Genomic DNA, 25,556 nt, shown 5'->3' with positions numbered 1-25,556 from the left:
GCCGGGAAGAGGGCGGTTAGCCCACTGGAATCCCGGCTCAGACCTTCATCGTCGGCGGCAACTCCATCAATTTATCCAGCGTAATCGGCAGATCCCGAATGCGTTTGCCGGTAGCGTGTGAAACCGCATTCGCCACCGCCGCAGCCAGGCCGGTGATGCCGATTTCACCAATACCGCGAGCGCCGAACTCGTTGAGCTCGAAGTCCGGGTAGTCCAGCAGGATCACATCGATCTCCGGCTGGTCGGCGTGCACCGGCACCACGTATTCGGCGTAGTTATTGTTCACCGGCATGCCGTTGCGCTCGTCGAAGTCCGTCGCCTCAAACAGCGCCATGCCGACGCCCATGACGATGGCGCCTTCGACCTGATTGAGCGCGGTTTTCTGGTTGATCACCTTGCCCACGTCAATCGCACTCACCACCCGCGACACGCGCAGCCGCGAGATGCCCGGGTCCCAGCGTACTTCAACGAAATGCACGCCGAACGAGCGAAACGAATGCTTGCTGGTGTCGTTCATGCCGGTTTTGGCTTCACCGAACGCGCTGGACTGCTTCTGCGCCTTGAGCACGTCGGCGATGGCAAAGGTCTTGTCGCCGCTTTTCAACTGACCCTGCTCGAAACTCACCTGATCAGCCTTGACCCCGGCAAACACGCCCTTGGGCGCAGTCGCGAACGCCTTCAACTGGTCAACGGCCTGGCGGGTGGCCTCGGCAATGGCCGGCAGCACACTGGCGGTCGCCCATGATCCCCCCGACACCGGCGCCGGCGGGAACGACGAATTGCCCAGCTCGACCTCGATCTTGTCCAGCGGGATGCCGGTGATGCTGCTGACCACTTGAGCCACGATGGTGTAGGTGCCGGTGCCGATGTCCTGCACCCCGCAAATGGCCCAGGCCGTGCCGTCGGCGCGCAGCGCAACCTGCGCCTCTGCCGGCGTGCGATAGGCGTCCCAGTTACAGGCGGCCATGCCATACCCGATGATCTCGGTGCCGTCCTTCATCGAACCCGGCGCCGGGTTGCGTTTGTTCCAGCCGAAGCGCTCGGCGGCCTTGTCGATGCACTCCTGCAAATGATTGCTCGACCACGGCAGGTTCTGGCTTTCATCGCGCTCGGAGACGTTGAGCTTGCGGAATGCCAGCGGGTCCATGCCGATCTTTTCCGCCATCTCGTCCATGGCCGACTCCAGGGCGAACAGCCCCGGCGCAGCACCTGGCGCACGCATGGAGGTCGGCGTGCCGCGATTGACCTCGATGATCTTGTGGGTGACCAGCACGTTCGCGCAGCTGTAGAGGCTCTTGGTCGAGGTGCCGCAGTTTTCCTTGTACGGGTCGGTAAAGGACGTGGTGTTGATGGATTCGTGGCGCACCGACAGCAGCTTGCCCTTGTCGTCGGTTGCCAGGCGCATGCGCTGACGGGTCTCCGGGCGATGGCCGGTGGTGGTGAACATTTGCTGGCGCGGCACGACCAGCTGCACGGGACGCTTGAGCACCTTGGCGGCGGCGCAGGCGGCGACCGAGTGCGGCCAGATCCACAGCTTGCTGCCGAAACCCGAGCCAATGAACGGCGCACGCACCTCGACCTTCTCCGGGATCAGGCCGAAGATCTTCGCCAGGGAATTGCGGTGGGCGACCACGCCCTGGGTGGCTTCGTAGACGATCAGGCGCCCGTCTTCCCAACTGGCGACCGTGGCGTGCATTTCCATCGGGTTGTGGGTTTCGACGGGGGTCGAGTAGGTGGCGTCGATGCTGTGAGCGGCACTGTCGAACGCAGCGGCGGCGTCACCCCGGGTGTGGTTCGGGCTGCCGTCCTGCAAGGCGCCGGCTTTCAAGCCTTGTTCGAGGTTGGCGACCGCGTCGGTCTTGCTGTAGCTGACTTTGATCTTGTAGGCCGCGGCCCGCGCATGCTCGAAGGTGTCGGCCACCACCAGGGCGACGAACTGCCCGGCGTAGTGCACGGTGTCGTCCTCGAACGGCAGGCGGCTTTCGTCGGACTTGGCTGCCTTGAGGATCTGCGCAAACGACATCGGCAGCGTCGAGTTGTGATAGAGCGGCGGGAAGTTGCCGTGATGCAGAATCTCCAGCACGCCCGGCGATTTACGCGCCGCGTCCAGATCCAGGCCGGTGATCTTGCCGCTGGCGACGGTGCTGAATACACCGTAGCCGTAAGCCATATTGTTCAGGTGATGGTCGGACGCGTACATCGCGCTGCCGGTGACCTTACGCTGGCCATCGATGCGGCGGGGTGCCGAGCCAATCATTGCATCAGTCATGGTGAATCCTCCGGTCAGGCGTTCAAGGTGCCGAGATTGCGCACGATGGCCTGTTGCCCCAACGCGATCTTGTAGGCGTTATGGCGATAGGCTTTGGCGCCCTTGAGGGCGATGGCGGCGACTTTCTCGAGGGTCTGCGGCGTCAGGGTCTGGCCCTTCAACGCCTGCTCGGCTTCGATCGAACGCCAGGGTTTGGTGCCGACGCCGCCCAGTGCCACCCGCGCTTCGCGCACGGTCTGGCCGTCCATGACGACAATCACCGCGCTGGACGCCAGGGCGAATTGGTAGGAGGCGCGATCGCGCAGTTTCAGGTAAGCGGACTTATTACCGGCCAGCGGCGCGGCCAGGACCACGTGGGTGATCAACTCATCGTCCAGCAGCGCGTGTTCTTTCCACGGCGTCGAGCCGGGCAGCAGGTGGAAGTCAGCGAAGTCAACGCTGCGCTTGCCTTTCGGACCCTGCACCTCGACCGTCGCACCAATGGCGACCATCGCCACGCACATGTCTGAAGGATGGGAGGCAATGCACTGGTCGCTGGTGCCGAGCACCGCGTGCACGCTGCGATTATGCCCGTCGATAGCGGCGCAACCCGAGCCCGGTTCGCGCTTGTTGCAGGGCGAATAGCCGTCGCGGAAATAGTTGCAGCGCACCCGCTGCATCACGTTGCCAGCCGTGGTGGCCTTGTTGCGCAACTGAGTCGTGGCGCCGGAGAGCAGCGCCTGGGACAGCACGGCGTAGTGCTCGACGATGTGCGAGTGATGGGCCAGTTCGGTATTGCTGACCAGCGCACCGATGCGCACGCTGCCGTCCTTCTGCACCTCGATCTGCTTGAGGGACAGGTGGTTGACGTCGATCACCTGATCGGCCGGCATGATGTCGAGCTTGACCAGGTCAAGGAGCGTCGTGCCACCGGCTAGGAAGAAGGTCGTCGGGCTTTTTGCGTGGGTCGTCACGGCCTGTTCGACGCTGCTGGCGCGTACGTAATCAAAGGCTCTCATCAGCTCACCTCCTGGACTTTGATGCGCGCCGACTGGATCGCCGCGAGGATGTTCTTGTACGCGCCGCAGCGGCAAATGTTGCCGCTCATGGCTTCGCGCACGCTGTGGTCGTCGGTGCCGATGTTCTTGTCTTTGAGCAAGGCCGCGGCGCTCATGATCTGCCCGGAAGTGCAATAGCCGCACTGGTAGGCATCGTGTTCCCAGAAAGCTTCCTGCACCGGGTGCAGCGTGCCGTTTTGCGCCAGGCCTTCGATGGTGGTGATGTCGTCGCCTTCGTGCATGGCTGCGAGGGACAGGCACGAATTGATCGCTACGCCATTCACGTGAACCGTGCAGGCGCCGCACTGGCCGTGGTCGCAGCCTTTCTTGGTGCCGGTGAGTTGCAGGCGATCGCGCAGTACATCCAGCAACGCAGCGTTGGCCGGCAGGTTCAGGGTGTGGGCCTGGCCGTTGACCTTCAGGGTCATGCGCCGCTCGTCGGCCGCGGGCGGGTCGAGGTCATCGGCGACGGCGGCCTGGGCTTCCAGCGCCTGGGTCCAGATCGGCGCCGTCGCGGCAGCAAGGCTGGACACGCCGATGGATTTCAGGAAATTGCGGCGAGAAGGGACAGTGAAGGCCTTGAGGTCACAAGCCAGTTCTTCTTTATTGGGGCGATCAGGCTGATCGGTCATGAAAGGGTTCCTCGTCAGCGTTGGGTCAGACCTGGCGGCCGACGGTGGGCGGACGCGCGGGCAGGGACGGCAGGTGGATCGGCATGCAGTAGGGCTGGGGCAACGGCAGTTTTTCAATGTGACGGCAGGCGTTCACGATAACCAATGCGCAGGCATGGCATTTCGTTGAATCCGTGCATGCACTTGTGAGCTGTGCTTTCTAATCCGTGGCGTTTGTGTCAGCAACGAGGGCTGGCGCCTTGTCGGACTCAGTTAAAGCAGGCAGTGCTGGCCATGGCTCAAGGGTTGTGACCGAGGCACCGGGGGATGGTTGCGGATATTTCTCGAGCGGAAAAATCACAGGATGTTACAAGTGCCCGGGCCGCGGAATCCGGCCCGGGGACGTTCAGCGTCAGGCGGCCGACGCTTCTTCTTTCAATGTCGCCATGTCGATGACAAAGCGGTACTTCACGTCACCCTTGATCATGCGTTCGTAGGCTTCGTTGATGTCCTTCATGTGGATCATCTCGATGTCGGAGACGATGCCGTGCTTCGCACAGAAGTCTAGCATGTTCTGGGTTTCCTGAATCCCGCCGATGAGCGAGCCGGCGATGCTGCGGCGTTTGAAGATCAGGTTGAACACCCCTGGCGACGGGTGCGGCTGATCCGGCGCGCCCACCAGGGTCATGGTGCCGTCACGCTTGAGCAGGTTCAGGAACGGATCAAGGTTGTGTGGCGCCGCCACGGTGTTGAGGATGAAGTCGAGCTGATTGGCCTGGGTCGCCATTTCATCGGCGTTTTTCGACACGATGACTTCATCGGCGCCCAGGCGCAGGCCGTCTTCGCGCTTGTTCGGCGACGTGGTGAACAGCACCACGTGAGCGCCCATGGCATGGGCGATCTTCACCGCCATGTGACCGAGACCGCCCAGCCCGACGACGCCGACCTTCTTGCCCGGGCCGACTTTCCAGTGGTGCAGCGGCGAGTAAGTGGTGATCCCGGCGCAGAGCAGCGGGGCGACGGCGGCCAGATTGTCGCTGTGGGAAATCTTCAGGACGAACTTCTCTTTCACCACGATCTTGTCGGAGTAACCGCCAAAGGTGTTCTCGCCGCCAAACACCGGGCCGTTGTAAGTGCCGGTGAAGCCGTTCTCGCAGTATTGCTCTTCGCCTTCCGCGCAGGACGCGCAGTGCTGGCAGCTGTCGACCATGCAGCCGACGCCGGCGAGGTCGCCGACCTTGAAGTGGGTGACGTTGGCGCCGACGGCCGTGACCTTGCCGACAATCTCGTGGCCCGGCACCGACGGATACAGGGTGTTGTTCCATTCGTTGCGTGCGGTGTGCAGGTCCGAGTGGCAGACGCCACAGAACAGGATGTCGATCTGCACATCGTCGGCCCCCGGCTCGCGGCGCTCGATGTGCAGCGGGGCCAGTTTGTCAGTGGGTTTTTGCGCGGCGTAGCTGTAAGTCTTTATCATTGGGTGATCATCTCCAGTGAGGCAAAAAGACGGGTAACAGCAATCAGTGACAGGCGAGGGCGCTCAAAGGTCAATGCCGAAACATGAAACCGTCGCCGCCGGGCTGTTTGGCGAGCTGTATGAAGCGCACTGAGTCAACAGGGTGCCGGGTCAAATCTTTCAATTTGCAGGGCGCTACCGTGCCGTGCGGCGGGTAATTGCAATAAATGTCGTGGAAACCGGTTTTTTCGTCGCGAATAGACTGCAAATCCGAATATGCCGCTTGCAACCTTCTGTCACACCCCATGAAGATAGCGCAGTCCGACGCTGGCAATGGAGCGCCTATGAATTTCCCACTTTCGACCCCCTGCGGGTACACGTCCATTGCCGACGATTGTATGCCTGCGCCCGTCGATAACGACGCCCTGACCGCGGTCGGGTTGTCCGGGGAAAGTTCGTTGGACGCCTTGCTGCGCGCCGCCCGGCAGACTGCACCCACCTTGACCTGGGCCGCTTATCGTGCCGGCCAGCAAATGCACCTGCTGGGGCAGGGCTGTTCCGCCACGGACTGGCCAACGTTGATCCCCCGGGAGGAATTCGACGGTTACTGCCGCCAGCACCATCTGCAGCGTTGGGTGACCGGCCATGGCGAGTCCGCGTTGGGCTGGCTGTTGATGCCGGAGGCGCACTCCGACGATCCGTACTTCGCCGAGCTGGCCGGCCGCCTCGGCCTGCGCCTGCAAACCGATGCGCTGGCCCGGGCCCAGGCCACCCAGCGGGTGCTCTATGAAATCACTTACCTGGCCAGCTCCACCCGTGACCGCTCGGCGTTTTTGCAGGGCGTGCACCAGCAGCTCTCGACCCTGATCGACGCAGAAAACTTTTACCTCGCGCTCTACGAAAGCCACAGCGGGAAGATCACCTACCCTTATTACATTGACATCACTGACCTCGACGCCCTCGAAGCGGAAACCTACGAGTTTCTCGATCCCGAGCGGCTGTCCATGACCGGTTATGTGCTGACCACCGAGCAGGCGCTGTTCGTTGACGCCGCCGCCATCGAGCGGGCACGCGTGCTGGATCGGTTTCACTGCGTGGGCCATCGCCCCGAATTCTGGATGGGCGCGCCGCTGAAAAACGCCTCCGACGACGTGTTCGGCATGCTGGCGATGCAGGTCTACGATGTGGCCCGGGTCTACAGCGTCGAGGATCAGGAGCTGTTTCTGGTGGTGGCGCGCCACGTCGCGATGGCCCTGGACCGCATCCTGCACCGCGCGCAACTGGAAGAAACCGTCGCCCGCCGCACCCTTGAGCTGTCCCGCCTGAACGACGCCCTGCGCAACGAAGTGGCCGACCGCGAACGCGCCGAGCACTTGCAGAGCGCGCTGTTCCAGATCACAGAGCTGTCCAGCCAACCCGGCGACATGACCGACCTGTTCAAAAGCCTGCACGGCATCGTTGGCGAACTGCTGTTTGCCCTTAACTTCTATATCGCGCTGTTCGACGACGCCACCGGCGAGGTGACGTTTCCCTACTACGTGGACGAACGCCTGACCCGCCGCCCTGACCCGCGCCGTGGCGAGCGGGGCTTTACCGAGTACGTCATCCGCCAGCGCCGGCCGTGCCTGATCGACGGTGCCGAGGCGCGCTGGCTGGAAAGCATCGGCGAGATCACCCTGCAGAACGAGGTCAACCGGTCGAGCTCGTGGCTGGGCATTCCGTTGTTCGACGGCGACGTGGTGCGTGGCGTGCTGGCGGTGCAGAGCTACACCTCCCATGTCAGCTACTCGTTGCGCGATCAGGAGCTGCTGACCTTCGTGTCACGCCACATCGACACGGCCTTGTCCCGACGCAGCGCTGCCGAGGCCATTCATACCGCCAATCTGCGTCTGGAAGCGCGGGTTCAGGACCGCACCCGGGAGCTGGACTACGCCAACGCCAAGCTGCAACACGAAAACGCCCACGACGCGCTGACCGGCCTGCCCAACCGCAGCCATTTGCAGCAGCGCCTGAGGGACGCGTGGGAGAAATTCTGTGAGAAGGGCGAGGAACTGGCGGTGATGTTTATCGACCTCGACCGCTTCAAAATGGTCAACGACAGCCTCGGCCATCATTCAGGTGACTTGCTGCTGATCCAGGCAGCTGACCGGCTGCGCCAGTGCATGCGCGACAGTGATTTGCTCGCCCGGCTGGGCGGTGATGAATTCGCCGTACTGGCCTACGCCGCGCCGCCGGACATCACCGTGGCGATTGCCGAGCGCATTCTGCTGGCCTTCGACGTGCCGTTCTACATCGACGGCCACGCGGTGTTTTCGTCGTGCAGCATCGGCGTGGTCGGCGCTGACCTGCAGTTTCACAGCGAGCCGGCGGATTTGCTCCGTGACGCCGACACCGCCATGTACCGGGTCAAGAATGCCGGGCGCGACAGCTACGCCGTGTTCAACCAGGAAGTGCGCCGCGAGGTGTCCGACCAGATGGAGCAGGAGACCGCGCTGCGCAATGCCCTCAAGCGCACCGACGAACTGGTGCCGTACTTCCAGCCAATCATCGATGTCGCCAGCGGCCGGATTCTGGCCCTCGAAGCCCTTATTCGCTGGCGTCAGGCCGATGGCCGGATCGTCGCGCCGGGGCAGTTTCTGCCGGCGCTGGAAGGCCTGCGCCTGATCGGCCGGCTGGACCTGTACATGCTGCAGCAAGTGGTGGCGATCCTTGCCCATCCCGACCATACGCACTGGCCGACGGTGCACGTCAACTGCTCCAGCTACAGCATCACCCGTCCGGAATTTTCCAGCGAGGTGCTGGGTTTGCTCAACCAGCATGGCGTGGCGGCATCGCGTATCTGCCTGGAACTCACCGAAGGCGCGCTGGTGGCCGAGCCCGAGCTGGCACGCCAGGCCATGAAGCACCTGGCGGACAACGGCGTGTCGGTGGTCCTTGATGACTTCGGCGCCGGGTTCTCCTCCCTCAGTTACGTGCATCAGTACCACTTCAGCGGGCTCAAGATCGACAAGTCGTTCACCCTGGAACTGACCACCAGCTCCCGCAGCCGGGCCATCGTTCGCGCCATTGTGCGGATGGCCGAATCCCTCGGGCTGACGGTGGTGGCGGAGGGAGTGGAAGACGCCGCGACCCTGGATCTGCTGCGGGAAATGGGCGCGGGTCAGGCGCAGGGTTACTACTTCTCGATGCCGGTGCCCCAGGACAAGCTGGATTTGAGCGCGTTGCTGTAACACAGGGCGGCCGGTCTGGGGAGATGACTCAGGTCGGCCGTCGCGATATCGTGAAACATTCCGCAACATTTCTCTCCGGGGCGAGTCAACGCTACATCTCCCTGCAAAGAATTGTTCATGAAAACGCCTCGACCCTCCGCACGTCTCAAGCCGCTCAACGAATTACGTAATCTGAAGATGGCCCGTTCTGCCCACGCGTATGTGCGCGGCAGCACGGTGCAGTTTTACGAATGGCTGCACAGCCAGTCTGGCCGACGCTTGCCCAGTGGCCCGCCGGTGTGGATCTGCGGCGACTGCCACGCGGGTAACCTCGGCCCGACCGGCGATTCGAAAGGGCGCATCGACATCCACATCCGCGACCTGGATCAGACCGTGATCGGCAACCCGGCCCACGATCTGGTGCGTCTGGCGTTGTCTCTGGCCACCGCTGCCCGGGGGTCCGATCTGCCCGGCGTCGCCACCGCCAGAATGCTCGAAGAGATGATGCAGGGTTATGAGCTGGCGTTCGAAGACGGCGCCGACGAGGAGCCCGCACGTCCGGCACAGGTCAAGGCGGGGATGCGCAGCGCGGTTCAGAGGACCTGGAAGCACCTGGCTCAAGAGCGCATCGAAGACACCCGGCCGACCATTCCGCTGGGCAAGCATTTCTGGTCGTTGTCCCGGGATGAGCGCCATGGGCTGAAAGACCTGTGCTCGACGCCGGAGATTCATGCGCTGGTCACCTCGTTGAAAGGCCGATCCAAGGATGACCGCGTCGAGATGCTCGATTGTGCCTACTGGGTCAAGGGTTGCAGCTCCCTGGGCCTGCTGCGTTATGCGGTCCTGCTGAGCGTGGGCGACGATGAGGATCAGGAATATTGCCTGCTCGACGTCAAGGAAGCGGTCGCTGCCGCCGCGCCGCGCACTCCGCGCGCGGGCATGCCCCGGGACAACGGCAAGCGCGTGGTGGAAGGGGCCCGGCATCTTTCGCCGGGGCTCGGCAACCGGATGATCGCGACGCGCATGCTGGATCATGGCTTCTTCGTCCGCGAGCTGCTGCCCCAGGACATGAAGCTTGAACTCGATCAGCTGAGCGAACGCGAAGCCATGAAAGCCGCCGGTTATCTGGCCCGCGTCGTCGGACTGGCCCACGCCCGGCAGATGGACCTCTCCACGCGCTCGTCGTGGATGCGAGAACTGCAACTCAACCGTTCGCACACCCTGGATGCGCCGTCGTGGCTGTGGAGCAACGTCGTGCATCTGGTGGGGAGCCATGAGCAGGGCTATCTCGAGCATTGCCGGCGGTATGCGCTGGAGAATTGATACCGGCTCAGGATTCGATTCGGACGTTGAGGCCCACTTGACCTCCACTTAGGTGGAGGTTCGAGACTGGGGGCCCTTATGTTCAGGATCACTGCCATGACGCCAACCCCCGCTGCTGCTCCGTTCACCTTGTACAACCCGGAAGGCTTGTACGATCCCGCCCCCAACGCCTATTCCCACCTTGCCGTCGTTGGCCCGGGCGCCGAGTGGCTGTTCGTCGCCGGCCAGGGCGGGGAGGACGCTCAAGGCCAGCTGTCCCCGGATTTTGCCGATCAGGCGGCCCACGCCATAGCTAACGTCCGCATCGCCCTGCAATCGCGTGGGGCCGACCTTCGGCATATCTTCAAACTGACGCTCCTGATGGTTGATCACTCCGAAGACCGGTTGCGCTTGTGGGTCGAGCAGGCGGATCTCGCATGGGCGGACAACATGAAGCCGGTGTGCACACTCATCCCCGTCCCACGCCTGGCGCTGGACGGCATGCTGATCGAGATCGAAGCAGTGGCGGCGCTTAGGCCCAGAGACTGACTGGTTTTTAGTGGGACCGGCTTCAGCCGGGAAGGGGCCAGTGCGAGCACCATCAATTCTGCAGCGTGACCGCCAACGCCTTCCCGGCTAAAGCCGGTCCCACAGTCGAGGTTTGTCAATGCCACTGGGTATACGCCGTCTCGTAGTAGGACCGGCTTCAGCCGGGAAGAGGCCCGCGTGAGCAGCATCAATTCGGCAGCGTGACAACCGACGCCTTCCCGGCTGAAGCCGGTCCTACAGCCGAGGTTAGCCAATCCCAACGGGTGCACGCGGTCTGGTGGTAGGACCCTTAGTAGGACCGGCTTCAGCCGGGAAGAGGCCCGCGTGAGCTCCATCAATTCTGCAGCGTGACCACCGACGCCTTCCCGGCTAAAGCCGGTCCTACAGTCGAGGTTTGCCAATCCCGTTGGGTGTACGCGGTCTCGTAATAGGACCCTTAGTAGGACCGGCTTCAGCCGGGAAGAGGCCCGCGTGAGCTCCATCAATTCTGCAGCGTAATGTAGTGGTCAACTAATTCCGGACACCTCGATAGGTTGTTTCAAGGCCACCGTCCGTTCGTAAACGGTCGGTGGCAGATACCCCAGTTTTGAGTGCAGCCGCTCGTTGTTGTAATACCCAACGATATATTGAGTGATGTCGCGTACCGCTTCGCCATGGTTGGCGTAATTGCGCCGCCATACCCGCTCCATTTTCAGGCTCAGGAAGAAGCGCTCCATCACCGCATTGTCCCAGCAGTTGCCCTTACGGCTCATGCTTTGCTGCATCCCGTGCCTGGCCAGCAGCGATCTGTAGATTGCGCTCGCATATTGGCTGCCGCGATCGGAGTGAGCGATCAGGCCAGGCGGCGGTTGACGCTGCGCGACGGCCATCTGCATCGCGCTGCACACCAGCTCTGCAGGCATGTTTGGGGCCATCGCCCAACCCACGATCTTGCGCGAGAACAAGTCCAGCACCACGGCCAGATAGAGCCAGCCGCTGCGCGTTCCTATGTAGGTAATGTCGGCGACCCAGGCGGTATTCACAGCCTGCGGTTCAAACTGACGGTTCAACACATTTTCAGCGATTGGCAGGTCATGCTTGCTGTCGGTCGTATGCACAAACTTAGGTTTCCACGCCGAGCGCAAACCATGGGCTCGCATCAGGCGGCGGACTTTATAGCGGCCTATTTCCATGCCCTTGGCCCGCAGAGCCTTGGTTAAAGAGCGGCTGCCGGAGCAGCCGTCGCTCACGGCAAACGATGCCTTGAGCTGCGCGACAATGGGACAACTGAGCCGAACAGGTGCTTGTGCACGCTTACGGGCCTCGTAAAAACCTGATCGACTGACGTTCAGCAGACGACAGACATGCGCCACCGGATAAGCCTTCTGTTGCAGTTGCCGAACAAGCCGATACGTCACTTCAGTTCGCGGGCAAAGAAGGCGGTAGCCTTTTTTAGGATGTCGTTGTCCATCTTGAGCTGCCGGTTTTCCTGCTCCAGCTGCCGAATGCGCTGTTGCTCAGCCGTCAGCGGGTTTCCTATCCCGGCCTGGCCCAACTGCTCGGCGTCGTATTGGCGGATCCACCGTCGTACGGCCGTCTCACCGAGATTCTGGTCCTGGCAAACCTGCGGAACGGTCAGCCCCTGATCCCTGACCATCTTTACGACTTCCAGTTTGTAGCTGTCATCAAACCTGTTGCGTTTTCTGGTCATGTAGAACTCCTCGATAAATGTATTTTCCACTTATCGAGGTGTCCGGGGAAATTAGACCACTGCATAACCGCCAACGCCTTCCCGGCTAAAGCCGGTCCTACAGTCGAGGTTTGCCAATGCCACTGGGTGTACGCGGTCTCGTAGTAGGACCCTTAGTAGGACCGGCTTCAGCCGGGAAGAGGCCCGCGTGAGCTCCATCAATTCTGCAGCGTAACCGCCAACGCCTTCCCGGCTGAAGCCGGTCCTGCAGTCGAGGTTTGCCAAGGCCACTGGGTGTACGCGGTCTCGTAGTAGGACCCTTAGTAGGACCGGCTACAGCCGGGAAGAGGCCAGTGTGAGCGCCATCAATTCTGCAGCGTGCCCGCCGGCGCCTTCCTGGCTAAAGCCGGGCATACAGTCGAGATTTGCCGATCCCATTGGGTGTACGCGGTCTCGTAGGACCGGCTTCAGCCGGGAAGAGGCCCGCATGAGCACCATCAATTCTGCAGCGTGACAACCGACGCCTTCCCGGCTAAAGCCGGTCCTACAGTCGAGGTTTGCCTGTACCCCAGGGAGTACGCGGTCGATTAGTGGGGCCGGCTTCAGCCGGGAAATCACCTGCAAAACCCATAACAGGCGAACCGGGCGGACCGCTTGCTGGTAAATTGGCGCACGCGTCATTTGTTGAGCCATCATTGGCTCCAGAATGGCGGACAGGCGCGGGTCGACCAGCCCTGTTCTCGACGCTTATCTTTATTCAATCTTTCCTGCTGAAGGGATTTAAACCATGCGGCAATTTGCGGCCCTCGCTCTGTTTCTCAGTCTCAATGCATTCGCCCAGGACGCGCCCCAGCCGATCGCCAAATGGACGCTGCTCGACCAGTTCGACAAGGCCTATACCCTGGACGATCAGGCCCAGGTGCTGTTGATCGCCCGCAGCATGGCGGCGGCGAAGATGGTCAACGCCGCACTGGAAGACAATCCCGAGGGTTACCTGGAGCAGCGTCACGTTGTGTACGTGGCGGACATCGAGAAGATGCCGTCCCTGGTAAAGATGGTGGCTGTGCCTGCCATGCGTTCGGCCAAGTACCGCATCCTGCTGGACCGCGAAGCCCGGGTCGCTTCGGCCTACGACGGCGACCGCGACACCGTGCAGTGGCTGACCCTGAAAAACGGCGCGGTCGTCCGTCAGGAACGGTTCTCGGACGGCGAACAGCTCAAGCAAGCCATTGCCAAGCTGGGTTCGCAGTCGGCTAGCCGTTGAGCCCAGCCTTCTCGAAGATCAGCCGCAGGTAGCCGGCGATGGTCGATGCATCGCCGTAAACCTCGCGCAGCGCCTGCTCGGCGCTGGACAGGTGCAGCGCGAGTTGCCGCTTGACCTTGTCCTCGCCGTACAGCGAAACGAAGGTCGATTTGCCGTCGTCCTTGCCTTGATCCTTGTCGCTGTCGGCGCAGCGGTCGCGCAAATCGTCGTACATCTGGAACGCCTGGCCCAGCTCCATGGCGAAGTTCTGCAACAGCGGCCGCTGATCGTCCCGCGCGCCGCTGATGAGCCAGACCATGTCCATGATCGCGCCGAACAACACGCCGGTTTTCAGGTTGTTGGTCAGGGCGATCTCGTCCGCGTCACGGCTACGCTGGCCGTCGCGCAAATCCTGAAACTGCCCGCGCACCAGCCCTTGCATGCCTACCGTATTGGCCAGCACCTCGACCAGTTCAGTGCGGGTGGTGGCGGCCAGATCGCTGATGCTGGCGACGACGCCGAAGGCGCGGCTGAGCAGGGCGATGGCGGTCAGAATGGCCACATCTTCACCGAACTTCAGGTGAACCGTGGGCTGGCCGCGTCGCAGCGACGCGTTGTCCATGCACGGCATGTCGTCGAGCACCAGGGATGCGGCGTGAATCATCTCGACGGCGCAGCCCAGGTCCACGGCCTGTCGCCTGATCGTGCGACTGTTCTCATGGCTGGCCTCGACCAGCCCTTCGGCCGCCAGCACCAACAGCACCGGGCGCATCCGCTTGCCCGGCGCCAACGTCGATTCACGCATGGCCAGGGCCACCAGATCGCGCTCGTTGCCGGATTCGGGCAGCAGCTCGGAGAGGCGCGTTTCGATTGCCGCCCGGACGTCTCCCAGTCGCCCGGCAAAGCCCGATTTGATTGTTGTGTCGACGTTACCTGCCATCGGTCTTTCCCTATGCTTTAGCGGTAAAACTGTTCGTCGCGGAGCGGTTCGGCGTGCGAGACCGGTCATCACGGAACGACTGCTGTTTCTAAATGCCTCAAGATACGGCAAAGTTGTACAGGAAAATCGGTTTTGTACAAGATTGCATCTGCAGAAGACCGTAGGGCCCGTTCAATAATTCAGCTGCATGGAGCGAGTATGACTCACAGCGATATGGGTCGTCGCAAAGACGATCACCTCGATATCGTGCTGGACAGGCGCGCCAGCGTGCGTACCTCCTTTTCCGGACTGGACGACATCCGCTTCGAACACTGTGCGCTGCCGGAATTGAATCTGGACGACATTGACGTGAGCGGCTCCCTGCTGGGCATCGCATTGCGCGCGCCGTTGCTTATCAGCTCCATGACCGGCGGGGCCGAGCGGGCCACCGCGATCAACCGTCATCTGGCCGAAGCCGCTCAGGAACTGGGCATCGCCATGGGCGTCGGCTCGCAGCGGGTGGCCTTGCAGAACGGCGGAGATCAGGGTCTGACCCGCGAACTGCGGCGTCTGGCGCCGGACATCGCGCTGCTGGGCAACATCGGCGCCGCGCAGCTGATCGAGCCTGACGGCCTGGACATGGCCCGCCGTGCGGTCGACATGCTTCAGGCCAACGCGTTGATTATTCATCTAAACCCCTTGCAGGAAGCGGTGCAGGTCGGTGGAGACCGGCGCTGGCAGGGCATTCTCGACGCCATCCACCGCGTGGTGCTCGATGTCGGCGTGCCGGTGGTGGTCAAGGAAGTGGGCGCTGGCCTGTCTGCTGATGTTGCACTGGCGCTGGTGAATGCCGGAGTACAGGTGCTGGACATCGCCGGGCTTGGCGGTACCAGTTGGGCCGCCGTCGAGGCCGAGCGCGCCGAAAACCCGGCCGATCGTGAAGTCGCCATGGCATTCGCGCAATGGGGCATCCCGACCGCCGTCAGCCTGGCCATGGTTCGCCAGGCCTTGCCCGACACGCCGCTGATTGCCTCCGGCGGCATTCACAATGGCATCGACGTGGCCAAGGCCATTCGGCTGGGCGCGGATGTCGTCGGCCAGGCCGCGGGCGTGCTGCGTAACGCAACCCTGTCCACTGCCGCCGTCATCGAACACTTCGACATCGTTATCCGCCAGTTGCGCATCGCCTGTTTCTGCACCGGTTCAGAGGACCTGCGCGCGTTGCGCAGTGCTCGCCTGGTGGCGCCCAACACCCTGCAGTCGTTGCTGTCATGACCCATTTTGCGGTGGTGGCGCCGGCATTCTACAGCCACTTTCAGGCGTTTCAGGCCCTGGCCGGGACGCTGATCGACCGGGGTCATCAGGTCACCTTTTTCCAGCAGGCCGATGCCCGCCGCTGGCTGACCGATCCGCGCATCGGCTTTCACGCCCTCGGTGCCCTCAGTCATCCGCCGGGCAGTCTTGAAGCAGCGCTGCGCCGTGCGGCCTGCTCGAACAATCCGTTGCGCCTGCGCCGGGTGATCCGCGACCTGTGCGACACCACGCGCATGCTGTGTGCCGAGTTGCCGTCTGCACTGGCGGTGCGGCAGATCGAGGCCCTGCTGTGCGATCAGATGGAAGCGGCGGGCGGCATGGTCGCCGAAGGGCTGGACTTGCCGTATGTCTCGGTGGCCTGCGCCTTGCCGGTCAACCGCGAGCCGCAGTTGCCGCTGCCGGTGATGCCCTTTGCCTACGCCACCGATGAACGCAGTCAGCATGTGTTCGAAGGCAGCCGCAAGGTGTACGACTGGCTGATGAGTCCGTTGAGCAAGGTGCTGCGTGATGCGTCACGGCGTCTGGCCATCGAGCCCCGCGACGGGCTGCATGAATGCCTCTCGCCGTATGCGCAGATCAGCCAGACGCTTCCCGGATTCGATTTCCCCCGTCAGCATCCACCGGCCAATTTTCACGCGGTCGGGCCACTGCGGGCGCCTCAGACCGAACAGCCGGGCGAATGGCCGATTGACCCCGCCCGGCCATTTATCTTCGCCAGCCTCGGCACGCTGCAGGGCAGTCGCTTTGACATGTTCCAACGCATCGCCACGGCCAGCCGACAATTGAATGCGCAGTTGCTGGTCGCCCATTGCGGCGGGCTGGATGCGCGGCAAGAGCAGCGGCTGATCCAGGCCGGCGCGACCTGGGTGACCGATTTCGCGCCGCAACAATGGGCGCTGCAACACGCCGATGCGGTGGTGACCCACGGCGGCTTGAACACCGTGATGGACGCTATCGTGGCGCGCACGCCGATGCTGGTCATGCCCATCGCGTTTGATCAGCCGGGCGTTGCGTCGCGCGTTACCCATGCCGGGATTGGCCTGCAATTGCGGCGCGGCGCCGGGGCCGGGCAGATTCGCGAGAGGCTGACGCAGCTGCGCGGGTTGCCCACCGAGCCTTTTGATCGCCTCGCAACGGAACTGGCCCGCGCCGGCGGCACGTCCCGCGCTGCCGACATTGTCGAAGCCGTGGTGCGCACGGGTGAGCCAGTGCTGGCGGGGTTGATGCCATGACCTACGATTTGATTCTTGCCGGCGGCGGCCTCGCCAACGGGCTGATCGCCTGGCGCCTCAAACAGCTGCGGCCGGAGCTGCGGGTGCTGTGCATCGAAGAGCAGACGCACCTGGGCGGCAATCACACCTGGTCCTACCACGAAGGCGACCTCACGGCCGAGCAGCATCAATGGCTGCAGCCCTTGGTGGTGCAGCGCTGGACCACCTATGACGTGCACTTCCCGCAACGCTCGCGACGGTTGAACAGTGGCTATGCCAGCATCACGTCGGAACGCTTTGCCGAGGTCATCGAGCCCGCTTTGGGCGATGCGCTCCTGACCGGCCGACGCATCACCGACCTCACTCCCAACGCCGTGGTGCTGGAAGGCGGCGAGCGGCTTCACGCCCGCGCGGTGATCGATGGCCGTGGCGTGCAGGCCACGGCGCACATGGTGCTGGGGCAGCAGGCGTTTCTGGGTCAGTTGCTGCGTTTGCAGGCGCCCCATGGCCTGACCGCGCCGATCATCATGGATGCCCGCGTCGCGCAGGGGGAGGGCTACCGCTTCGTCTACGTGCTGCCTTTTTCAGCTGACACCCTGCTGATCGAGGACACCCATTACGTCGACCAGCATTCGTTTTCATCTGACCAGCTTCGTCAGCACATCGCCGACTACGCCGCCGCCCAAGGCTGGGAGATTGCCGAGTGCCTGCGCGAAGAGCAGGGCGTGTTGCCGATCACCCTGGCCGGGGATTTCGCCGGGTTCTGGCGCGAAGCGGCGGGCCAGCCACGATCCGGTTTGCGGGCCGGGCTGTTTCATTGCACCACCGGCTATTCGCTGCCCCATGCCGTGCGGCTGGCGGAGTGGATCGCCGTTCAGTCCAGGCTGGATGCCGAGTCGCTGGACGCCGGCATTCGCGCTATCGCGCGGCACGCGTGGCACTCCCAGGGTTTCTATCGGCTGCTTAATCGCATGCTGTTCCTGGCCGGACGTCCGTCCAATCGCTGGCAGGTGATGCAGCGGTTCTATGGACTGTCCGAAGGCCTGATCAGCCGTTTCTACGCAGGCCGCAGCACCCTGGCCGACAAACTGCGAGTGCTCACCGGCAAGCCGCCCGTACCGATCGACGAGGCGGTCAAGGCCGCTGTTCGTTACCTGCCCAAGCATTACCAGGCCAGGCATCACCTGCCTAAGCACAACGAGAATTGAAATGACTCAAGCAAAAAGCGCAATTGTGATTGGTGCCGGTTTCGGCGGCCTGGCGTTGGCCATCCGGCTTCAGGCAGCGGGCGTGCAGACGACGCTGCTGGAAAAACGCGACAAGCCCGGTGGCCGCGCCTACGTCTACGAAGATCAGGGTTTTACCTTCGACGCGGGGCCGACGGTGATCACCGACCCGACGGCCATCGAAGAGCTGTTCACCGCCGCCGACAAATCCATCAAGGATTACGTCGAGTTGCTGCCGGTGTCGCCGTTCTATCGCCTGTGCTGGGAAGACGGCACGAAGTTCGATTACGCCAACGATCAGCAGTCCCTCGACACCCAGATCGCGGCACTGAACCCCAAGGACGTCGCCGGTTATCAGCGCTTTCTGGCGTATTCCAAAGCGGTGTTTCAGGAAGGCTATCTGAAGCTCGGCGCCGTGCCGTTCCTGTCCTTCCGCGACATGGTTCAGGCCGGGCCGCAGCTGGCGAAGTTGCAGGCATGGCGCAGCGTGTATTCCATGGTGTCGGAGTTCATCGAGGACGACAAACTGCGTCAGGCGTTTTCGTTTCACTCGCTGCTGGTGGGGGGCAATCCGTTTGCAACGTCCTCCATTTACACGCTGATTCACGCCCTCGAACGCCAGTGGGGCGTGTGGTTTCCCAAGGGCGGGACCGGCGCGCTGGTGCAGGGCATGGTCAAGCTGTTCGAAGACATCGGCGGGCGTTTCGAGCTCAACGCCGATGTCGCCAGCATTGACACCAGTGGCCAGAGAGTGACCGGCGTGCGCCTCCAGGACGGCCGGCAGATCAGCGCCGATTGCGTGGCCTCCAACGCCGACGTGATGCACACCTACGCCGAACTGCTCGGCGGCCACCCGCGCGGGGTCAAGGAAGGCGCACGGCTGAAGGGCAAGCGCTTCAGCAACTCACTGTTCGTCATCCACTTCGGGCTCAAGCGTCCGCAGCCACAGTTGCAGCACCACACCGTGTGTTTCGGCCCGCGCTACAAGGCACTGATTCAGGAGATTTTCAAGGGCGCGGCGCTGGCCGAGGATTTCTCGCTGTACCTGCACGCGCCGTGCATCACCGACCCGAGCCTGGCGCCGCCGGGGTGTTCGAGCCATTACGTGCTGTCACCGGTGCCGCACCTGGGCAACGCTGATATCGACTGGGAAGTGGAAGGGCCGCGCTACCGCGACCGCATCTTCGCGTACCTGGAGAAGTACTACATGCCGGGCCTGCGCGAGGATCTGGTCACCAGCCGCATCTTCACGCCCCAGGATTTCAAGGGCGAACTCAACGCGCACCTCGGTTCGGCGTTTTCCCTTGAGCCGATCCTGCGACAAAGCGCGTGGTTCCGCCCCCATAACCGCGACGCAAGCCTGAGCAATCTGTACCTGGTCGGCGCCGGCACGCACCCGGGCGCCGGGGTGCCGGGTGTCATCGGTTCCGCCAAGGCCACGGCCGGGCTGATGCTGGAGGACCTGCACTCATGAGCGTGGCCGATCAGGCGCTGCTCGACCACGCCACCCAGAGCATTGAAGTCGGCTCGAAAAGCTTCGCCGCCGCGTCGCGACTCTTCGATCCCGTGACCCGTCGCAGCGCGGTGATGCTCTATGCGTGGTGTCGGCATTGCGACGACGTCATTGACGGCCAGGAAGCGGGGCACTCGGCTTCGGTGGTCAGTCAGCAGGAAGTCACCGAGCGCCTGCAACGGCTGATCGCCCAGACCCACGCCGTGTATGCCGGCACGCCGACCCACAGCCCGGCGTTCGAAGCGTTCCGGGAAGTTGTCCTGCGCCATGGCATCGAGCAGCGCTACGCCCTGCAGCATCTGGATGGCTTCGCGATGGACGTCAGCCAGCGCGAATACCGGCGCGTCGACGACACGCTGGAGTACTGCTATCACGTGGCCGGCGTGGTCGGGCTGATGATGGCTCAGATCATGGGCGTGAGTGACGAGGCGACCCTCGACCGCGCCTGTGATTTGGGGCTGGCGTTTCAGCTGACCAACATCGCCCGGGACATCGTCGAAGACGCTTCGGTGGGGCGTTGCTACCTGCCGGGGGAATGGCTGGATGAGTTGGGCATTCCCCACGATCGCCTTGCATCTCCGGAATACCGTCCAGCGGTAGCCGTATTGGCAAAGCGGCTGGTGGACATGGCCGAGCCGTACTACGAGAGTGCCAATGCCGGCTTGACCGCACTGCCATGGCGATCGGCCTGGGCAGTGGCGACGGCGGGGTGCGTCTACCGCGAGATCGGGGTGAAGGTCAGGGAGCGCGGCGCGCGGGCCTGGGATGCGCGGGTCTCGACCAGCAAGCTGGACAAGCTGCGACTGGTGTTGGTGGGGGCGTGGAAGGCTAGCGTGACTCGTGGTCGGCAGTGGCCGGCGCGGCCTGCGAACCTTTGGCAACGTCCGGGTCGGATTTGTGCAACGGGCCGTCATGCAAGCGTCGGAGCTGAGCGCGTAACCGAGTAACGCTCGGCGCGTAGAGAAAGCCGAACGACACGCAGCGCTCCTTGCCCGACACCGCGTGGTGCATCAGATGCGCCTGATACAGGCGTTTGAGGTAGCCATTGCGCGGCACGTACTTGAACGGCCAGCGCTTGTGCACCAGGCCGTCGTGGGCGACGAAATACAGAAAGCCGTAAGCGGTCATCCCTGCGCCGATCCACTCCAGCGGATGCGCCCCCGCAGTGCCCAGCGCGATCAGCACGATGGCGAACCCGGCGAACACCACGGCATACAGATCGTTCTTCTCGAACCAGCCGGTTCTCGGCTCGTGGTGCGACTTATGCCAGCCCCAGCCCCAACCGTGCATGATGTATTTGTGCGCAAACACGGCAAAGCCCTCCATGCCGATCACGGTTGCGAAAAATACGAGGGCATTGATCATCGGGCTCATCCACGCAAGTGTCTCGACGTCAGACCGTGAAAAGGCCGACGCTGTTCGGTGCGTGATTGTCGCATGCCGGTGGCTGAAGGCGGAGATCGGTTTGTCAGTTGCCGATTTGCGGTGTGAAGGTTCGGATTGGTGTGGCGTGACCCATGACGCCTTCCCGGCTGAAGCCGGTCCCACTATGAGTACGCGGTGTGCCAGTGTGACTGCACTGCTGTTCGTGGGACCGGCTTTAGCCGGGAAGGGGCCAGTGTGAACGCCTCATTTTTGTAGCGTGACGCACGACGCTTTCCCGGCTGAAGCCGGTCCTACGGGCCGAGCGCGTTGCTTTCAGTGGGACCGGCTTCAGCCGGGAATAGGCCGGCATGAACACCTTCATTTTGTAGCGTGAAGCACGACGCTTTCCCGGCTGAAGCCAGTCCTACGGGCCGAGCGCGTTGCTTTTAGTGGGACCGGCTTTAGCCGGGAAGGGGCCGGTTCAAACGCTGCGAGTTTTGCCGAGTGCCGTAGACGTACTCCGCCGGGCAGCGGTATCTTCGCGCGCTTTATTCTCTGCAGTTCAAGGATGATCAATGTTGCTTCTCCGTCCCTATTCCCGCCTGTCATCGCTGCGCCCGATTTCCCCATGGCTCCGATTGACCGCGATCGCAGGCATCGCCTGTGCCGTGATGGCCTGTCAGTCCCGTCAGGTGGCGTCTGCTGCCATCGCCTCCGCTCCAGCCGTCCCGAGCCCGGAAGACATCAAAAAGCAGCAATTCAAGACCTTCGTCAGCCGTTTCCAGTCCATTCTCGGAAACAGAGCGCTTGAGGCCAACAGCGAAGGCCTGACGGGTGAGGTCCGCTTGCGCATCAAGATCAATCGCAACAATGAGGTATTCAGCTGTGAAACCCAGGCCACAGGCATTGCCACGGCAAATGCACCGGTGGCCGATCTTTCAAAAAAGGTGTGCTGGAGCGCGGTGTTCCCGATCGTACCCGGGGACCGGTTCAACAAGGACGGCAACGCGGAAGTCGTCGCCCCCTTGATCTACGTGCCAATGAGCGATATCCAGCGCTTGTCCATGCAGCCCCGTTATCAGCAATACGCGCAGGGGCGGTATTTCGCCGAGCGGACACTGATGAAATCACCGCCCGGCAGCATTGGCGTGGTCACCTTCGAGTATCTGGCGAACAAGCAGGGCAAGGTCAAGGAATGCGTCGTCAACCTCGAACGCCACCGCGAACGCCCGGAGGCCTTCACCTACGACAACGTCTTGCAAAGCCGACTCACCGAGCAGTGCAAACATCTCGACATCGCGCAGATGCCTGGTTTCTCGGTGGATGAAACCGGCGTGTCCAGAGGCGCGGTAGCGTTCGAATACAGCCCCTGGATGGCCGGGCCACGGGCGCGATAAAAAAGTGATTGATCCTGACGCTGGACGCCGTGGGTCATAACCGACTGAACTGTGCCGGCCTCCTGCGGCCTCAGACTTACACCCGCTAAAGGAGGCCAAGGCCATGAACAACGACGAATTCAATCAATACGACGCAGAGCGCTTCCACGGTCAGGTCGCCGAGCAGCTGGGCATCAGCGTGGAAGAGCTGAAAACCTGGATGATCAACGACATCGAGCGGGTCACCGAAGGCGGCGAGGAGGTGGGGCACATGGTGGTGTTCCGTGAGTCCACGCCCGATGAGGTGCTCGACAAGCTCAAGAACCCGCAGAGCCGCTTTACGGCGATGACGGGTGTTATCGAGACTGAGTGAGCGGTCGGCGTCCGACCTTCACTGGCGGTTGCTGTACTGAAACCGCACACAACAAAAAGCCCGATCACTCGGGCTTTTTGTTGTCGCTCATCCGCCGATTACTTCGACGGCAGAGCGTAGGCAATCAGGGAATCGCCCATTTTGGTACCGAACGAGCCATGCCCGCCGGCCATGATCACAATGTACTGCTTGCCATTGCTCTCGTAGGTCATCGGTGTGGCTTGACCGCCAGCCGGCAACCGCGCTTCCCAGAGCAGATCGCCGTTGGTGACGTTGAAGGCACGCAGGTAGTTGTCCTGGGTGCCGGCGATGAACATCAGGTTGCCGGCCGTGGAGATGGGACCACCGAGCATCGGCACACCGATTTTCAGCGGTGGCAGTTGAATGCCTTTCAGGCTGTCGCGGATGGTGCCGATACGCTTGCGCCACACCACGTCGTGGGTCTTCATGTCGACACCCGCCACATAGCCCCAGGCCGGCTCTTTACATGGCAGGCCCAAGGGCGACAGGAAGGCGTTGATTTCGACGCCATAAGGCACGCCGTACTGAGGCTGAATGCCCATTTCGGTACCGGTCCCGGTGGCACCTTCTTTAGGCCACAACGGGTTGTTCGGGCCTCGGGGGATCAGCTTGGACACGAACGGCAGCGCCATCGGGTTCATCAGCGCAACCTGGCGGTCGGCGTTGACCGAGATGCCACCCCATTCGAAAACGCCCAGGTTGCCCGGGAACACCAGCGTGCCTTGTTCGGACGGCGGCGTGTACTGGCCGTTGTACGACAGCTGCTTGAAGATCACGCGGCAGACCAGTTGGTCGAACATGGTCGCGCCCCACATCTCCTTGTCGGACAGGGTTTGAATCGACGTCAGGTTCAGGTTCGAGCGCGGCTGGGTCGGGCTGACCCGATCGCCTGGCGCCGCTTCACCCGCAGGCACCGGCATTTCATGGACCGGCACGATTGGCTTGCCGTCGCGACGGTCGAGCACGAACAGGTTGCCTGCCTTGGTCGGCACGTACACCGCAGGGACAGCTTCGCCGCTGCCGGTTTTCACGTCAGCCAGGGTTGGCTGAGCCGGTACGTCCATGTCCCACAGGTCGTGGTGGGTGGTCTGAAAGCTCCACACCAGTTTGCCGGTGGAGCCGTTCATGGCGACGATCGAGCTGGCATAACGCTCCATCACCGGGGTGCGGTTGCCGCCCCAGATGTCGGGCGTCGGATTGCCGGTTGGCACGTAGACCACGTCGGTTTTCGCGTCGTAAGCCAGCGGTGCCCAGGCGTTCGGCGAGTTATTGACCAGGGTCTTGCCGTCGCCCGGAATCGCGTTCGGGTCTTCGGCACCGGTGTCGAAGATCCACTTCAGCGCACCCGTGTTCACGTCGTAGCCACGGATCGCACCGGATGGCTCGTGCACCGACAGGTTATCGGTTACCGAACCGCCGATGATCACGGTGGTGCCGGTCACCACAGGCGGGGAGGTGGGTTCGAGGCCGCCCGGATACGGGTAGGGCTGCAAGTGCAGCAGATCGAGCTCGCCGTTTTTGGCGAAGTCGGCACACGGTGCGCCGGTGTCAGCGTTGATGGCGAACAGACGACCGTCGTTGACCGGCAGGAATACCTTGCGCGGGCAACTGGTGGCGACCGGCTGAGTGCCTTCCAGGCTTTTCGCAAACTGCGTGGTGTCAGCCTGATCGAAGTAGGCGACGCCACGGCAGGTCAAGTGCTGGAAGGACGGATCGGATTTGAGCTTGGGATCGAATCTCCACTTCTCTTTGCCGGTCGCCGGGTCCAGCGCCACCAGAATCTGGTGGGTGGTGCAGATGTACATGTTGTCGCCAACCTTGATCGGCGTCAGCTCGTTGGTGGTCTCGCCAGAGTCATTCGCGGTTTTCGATTCGCCGCTGTTGAAGGTCCACGCCACCTGCAGGTCTTTGACGTTGCCTTCGTTGATCTGGGTCAGCGGGGAATAGCGCGTGCCCGACTGGGTGCGGCCATAAGCAGGCCAGTCGCCATTGGCGATGCCTTCGACAGGCTCATGCTGCGCGGGTTGCGCGGTGGCCATGCTGCCGTTGATTTCCTGCGGGTCGTTGAAGATGGCATACACCATCACCACGATGGCCAGCGCCAATGTCGCGGATAAAAAGGTTTTGCCGGGCTTGATGCGCTCCGGAATATCCCGGGTCACCGCCGGAATGAGCAGCCACAGACCCAACACCCCGAGGATGTCGAATCGCGGCACCAGCGCCCAGAAGTCCGTGCCTGCTTCCCACAGACCCCAGACCACGGTGATCAGCATCAGCGCGCCATACAGCCAGAGCGATGCCGCGGAACGTCGCCACAACAGGACGGCGAACACCAGCAGCGCGACGCCCAGGAACAGATAATAAAAAGAGCCGCCCAATGTGAGCAGCCAGATACCGCCTACCAGCAGAAACAAGGCAAAGATGCCTGCAATGATGGAAGTGAAACGCCTCAGCCCTGAAGCTTTTGATAAGTCATTCATCGATGTTCCCCCTTGGGATGTAGTGCATGGACTGTGCGCCTCATAGGGGGTTCAACTCCCCGATCAGCCGGTTGGATGAATTTTTTCGACATCACTGACCACACGCTCTTTCCAAGCATAGGCCGTGTTCACGAACTGATCCCTGGGGAAAAGCATTCAGAGGGCAATCGGCCCGGCCTTACGCGAGTTCGGGGCCTGAAGAGGGGCTGAAAGGACCGGCGAGATGGCGCTACAGGGCGGCAAGGTAATGCCCGCTATGGTGCATCCCATCGCTCAAAGTTGCGGGGGGGTGTGGGCGCAGACTAGAGTCGTCAACAGGCCATTCAACTTACGGCAGGCGCATGAGACGGAGTCCATCGATTCCCTCTGGTCTGCGCTCTCATAACGCGCTGGAAGTGTAAGTTTTCTATGCA

The 25,556-nt window shown here is 62.6% G+C and carries 19 protein-coding genes; 11 read left to right on the top strand and 8 right to left on the bottom strand.

What is annotated here, in order from left to right:
• Nucleotides 1–37: 37 nt before the first annotated feature.
• From M1E04_RS14925 to M1E04_RS14910, 4 genes are all read right to left on the bottom strand, one after another.
• Complete coding sequence (locus tag M1E04_RS14925; RefSeq protein ID WP_456291597.1) at nucleotides 38–2,269, bottom strand: xanthine dehydrogenase family protein molybdopterin-binding subunit; 2,232 nt, start codon at nucleotides 2,267–2,269, stop codon at nucleotides 38–40.
• 14 nt (nucleotides 2,270–2,283) lie between these two features.
• Nucleotides 2,284–3,267 carry an FAD binding domain-containing protein gene (locus M1E04_RS14920; RefSeq protein WP_192131935.1) on the bottom strand — a complete coding sequence of 328 codons (984 nt, stop codon included), beginning with the start codon at nucleotides 3,265–3,267 and terminating at the stop codon, nucleotides 2,284–2,286.
• On the bottom strand, nucleotides 3,267–3,938 hold the full coding sequence (locus tag M1E04_RS14915; protein ID WP_296310476.1) for a (2Fe-2S)-binding protein: 672 nt from the start codon (nucleotides 3,936–3,938) through the stop codon (nucleotides 3,267–3,269). The genes M1E04_RS14920 and M1E04_RS14915 overlap by 1 nt, the downstream gene beginning before the upstream one ends.
• Nucleotides 3,939–4,329: 391 nt before the next feature.
• The gene (locus tag M1E04_RS14910; protein ID WP_456291596.1) at nucleotides 4,330–5,394 is read right to left on the bottom strand and encodes an NAD(P)-dependent alcohol dehydrogenase; all 1,065 of its coding nucleotides are present in this window, start codon (nucleotides 5,392–5,394) and stop codon (nucleotides 4,330–4,332) included.
• A gap of 377 nt (nucleotides 5,395–5,771) precedes the next feature.
• Here M1E04_RS14910 and M1E04_RS14905 point away from each other — a divergent pair, with 377 nt between their 5' ends.
• The 3 genes from M1E04_RS14905 to M1E04_RS14895 all read left to right on the top strand — a co-directional run bounded on the left by M1E04_RS14905 (nucleotide 5,772) and on the right by M1E04_RS14895 (nucleotide 10,433).
• Entirely contained in the window at nucleotides 5,772–8,603 is a 2,832-nt protein-coding gene (locus M1E04_RS14905) for a sensor domain-containing phosphodiesterase (RefSeq protein ID WP_296310481.1), read from the top strand.
• Nucleotides 8,604–8,720: 117 nt separating this feature from the next.
• Nucleotides 8,721–9,905, top strand: a complete 1,185-nt coding sequence (locus tag M1E04_RS14900; protein WP_065987092.1) for a DUF2252 domain-containing protein — start codon at nucleotides 8,721–8,723, stop codon at nucleotides 9,903–9,905.
• Nucleotides 9,906–10,001: 96 nt separating this feature from the next.
• Nucleotides 10,002–10,433 (top strand): RidA family protein, encoded by a 432-nt coding sequence (locus tag M1E04_RS14895; RefSeq protein ID WP_192131941.1) that lies wholly within the window; start codon nucleotides 10,002–10,004, stop codon nucleotides 10,431–10,433.
• Between the two features lie 506 nt (nucleotides 10,434–10,939).
• Here M1E04_RS14895 and M1E04_RS14890 read toward each other — a convergent pair.
• A protein-coding gene (locus M1E04_RS14890; protein ID WP_456291595.1) for an IS3 family transposase occupies nucleotides 10,940–12,123 on the bottom strand; the annotation gives its coding sequence in 2 pieces (ribosomal slippage) (nucleotides 10,940–11,859 and nucleotides 11,859–12,123; 1,185 coding nt in all).
• Between the two features lie 766 nt (nucleotides 12,124–12,889).
• Between M1E04_RS14890 and M1E04_RS14885 the strand changes: the two genes are divergently transcribed.
• Entirely contained in the window at nucleotides 12,890–13,366 is a 477-nt protein-coding gene (locus M1E04_RS14885; RefSeq protein WP_065987095.1) for a hypothetical protein, read from the top strand.
• On the opposite strand, the gene M1E04_RS14880 is transcribed toward M1E04_RS14885, so the two are convergent.
• Nucleotides 13,356–14,285, bottom strand: coding sequence for a polyprenyl synthetase family protein (locus M1E04_RS14880; protein ID WP_065987097.1), 930 nt, complete (start codon nucleotides 14,283–14,285; stop codon nucleotides 13,356–13,358). The genes M1E04_RS14885 and M1E04_RS14880 overlap by 11 nt on opposite strands.
• A gap of 198 nt (nucleotides 14,286–14,483) precedes the next feature.
• On the opposite strand from M1E04_RS14880, the gene fni reads away from it, so the two are divergent.
• The 5 genes from fni to crtB are packed head-to-tail and all read left to right on the top strand — an operon-like array spanning nucleotide 14,484 to nucleotide 20,475.
• Nucleotides 14,484–15,539: a type 2 isopentenyl-diphosphate Delta-isomerase gene (gene fni / locus M1E04_RS14875; RefSeq protein ID WP_456291594.1), complete on the top strand. Its 1,056-nt coding sequence runs from the start codon at nucleotides 14,484–14,486 to the stop codon at nucleotides 15,537–15,539.
• Entirely contained in the window at nucleotides 15,536–16,810 is a 1,275-nt protein-coding gene (locus M1E04_RS14870; RefSeq protein WP_456291593.1) for a glycosyltransferase, read from the top strand. The genes fni and M1E04_RS14870 overlap by 4 nt, the downstream gene beginning before the upstream one ends.
• Nucleotides 16,807–17,997 (top strand): lycopene beta-cyclase CrtY, encoded by a 1,191-nt coding sequence (gene crtY, locus M1E04_RS14865; RefSeq protein ID WP_456291592.1) that lies wholly within the window; start codon nucleotides 16,807–16,809, stop codon nucleotides 17,995–17,997. Before M1E04_RS14870 ends, crtY begins: the two co-directional genes overlap by 4 nt.
• Before the next feature lies 1 nt (nucleotide 17,998).
• Entirely contained in the window at nucleotides 17,999–19,489 is a 1,491-nt protein-coding gene (locus M1E04_RS14860) for a phytoene desaturase (RefSeq protein ID WP_456291591.1), read from the top strand.
• Nucleotides 19,486–20,475 carry a 15-cis-phytoene synthase CrtB gene (crtB, locus tag M1E04_RS14855; protein ID WP_296313974.1) on the top strand — a complete coding sequence of 330 codons (990 nt, stop codon included), beginning with the start codon at nucleotides 19,486–19,488 and terminating at the stop codon, nucleotides 20,473–20,475. The genes M1E04_RS14860 and crtB overlap by 4 nt, the downstream gene beginning before the upstream one ends.
• Here crtB and M1E04_RS14850 read toward each other — a convergent pair.
• Entirely contained in the window at nucleotides 20,357–20,902 is a 546-nt protein-coding gene (locus tag M1E04_RS14850) for a sterol desaturase family protein (protein ID WP_296313975.1), read from the bottom strand. The genes crtB and M1E04_RS14850 overlap by 119 nt on opposite strands.
• A 566-nt stretch (nucleotides 20,903–21,468) precedes the next feature.
• On the opposite strand from M1E04_RS14850, the gene M1E04_RS14845 reads away from it, so the two are divergent.
• Together M1E04_RS14845 and M1E04_RS14840 are read left to right on the top strand one after the other, a co-directional pair.
• Nucleotides 21,469–22,290: a hypothetical protein gene (locus M1E04_RS14845; protein WP_296313977.1), complete on the top strand. Its 822-nt coding sequence runs from the start codon at nucleotides 21,469–21,471 to the stop codon at nucleotides 22,288–22,290.
• Nucleotides 22,291–22,393: 103 nt separating this feature from the next.
• Nucleotides 22,394–22,642 carry a hypothetical protein gene (locus M1E04_RS14840; RefSeq protein WP_296313978.1) on the top strand — a complete coding sequence of 83 codons (249 nt, stop codon included), beginning with the start codon at nucleotides 22,394–22,396 and terminating at the stop codon, nucleotides 22,640–22,642.
• 98 nt (nucleotides 22,643–22,740) lie between these two features.
• On the opposite strand, the gene M1E04_RS14835 is transcribed toward M1E04_RS14840, so the two are convergent.
• Nucleotides 22,741–25,143 (bottom strand): glucose/quinate/shikimate family membrane-bound PQQ-dependent dehydrogenase, encoded by a 2,403-nt coding sequence (locus M1E04_RS14835; RefSeq protein WP_065987120.1) that lies wholly within the window; start codon nucleotides 25,141–25,143, stop codon nucleotides 22,741–22,743.
• Nucleotides 25,144–25,556 lie beyond the last annotated feature (413 nt).

This window comes from Pseudomonas sp. AK106 (genome assembly GCF_053903055.1).
This window is presented reverse-complemented; position numbering and strand designations above follow the sequence as displayed.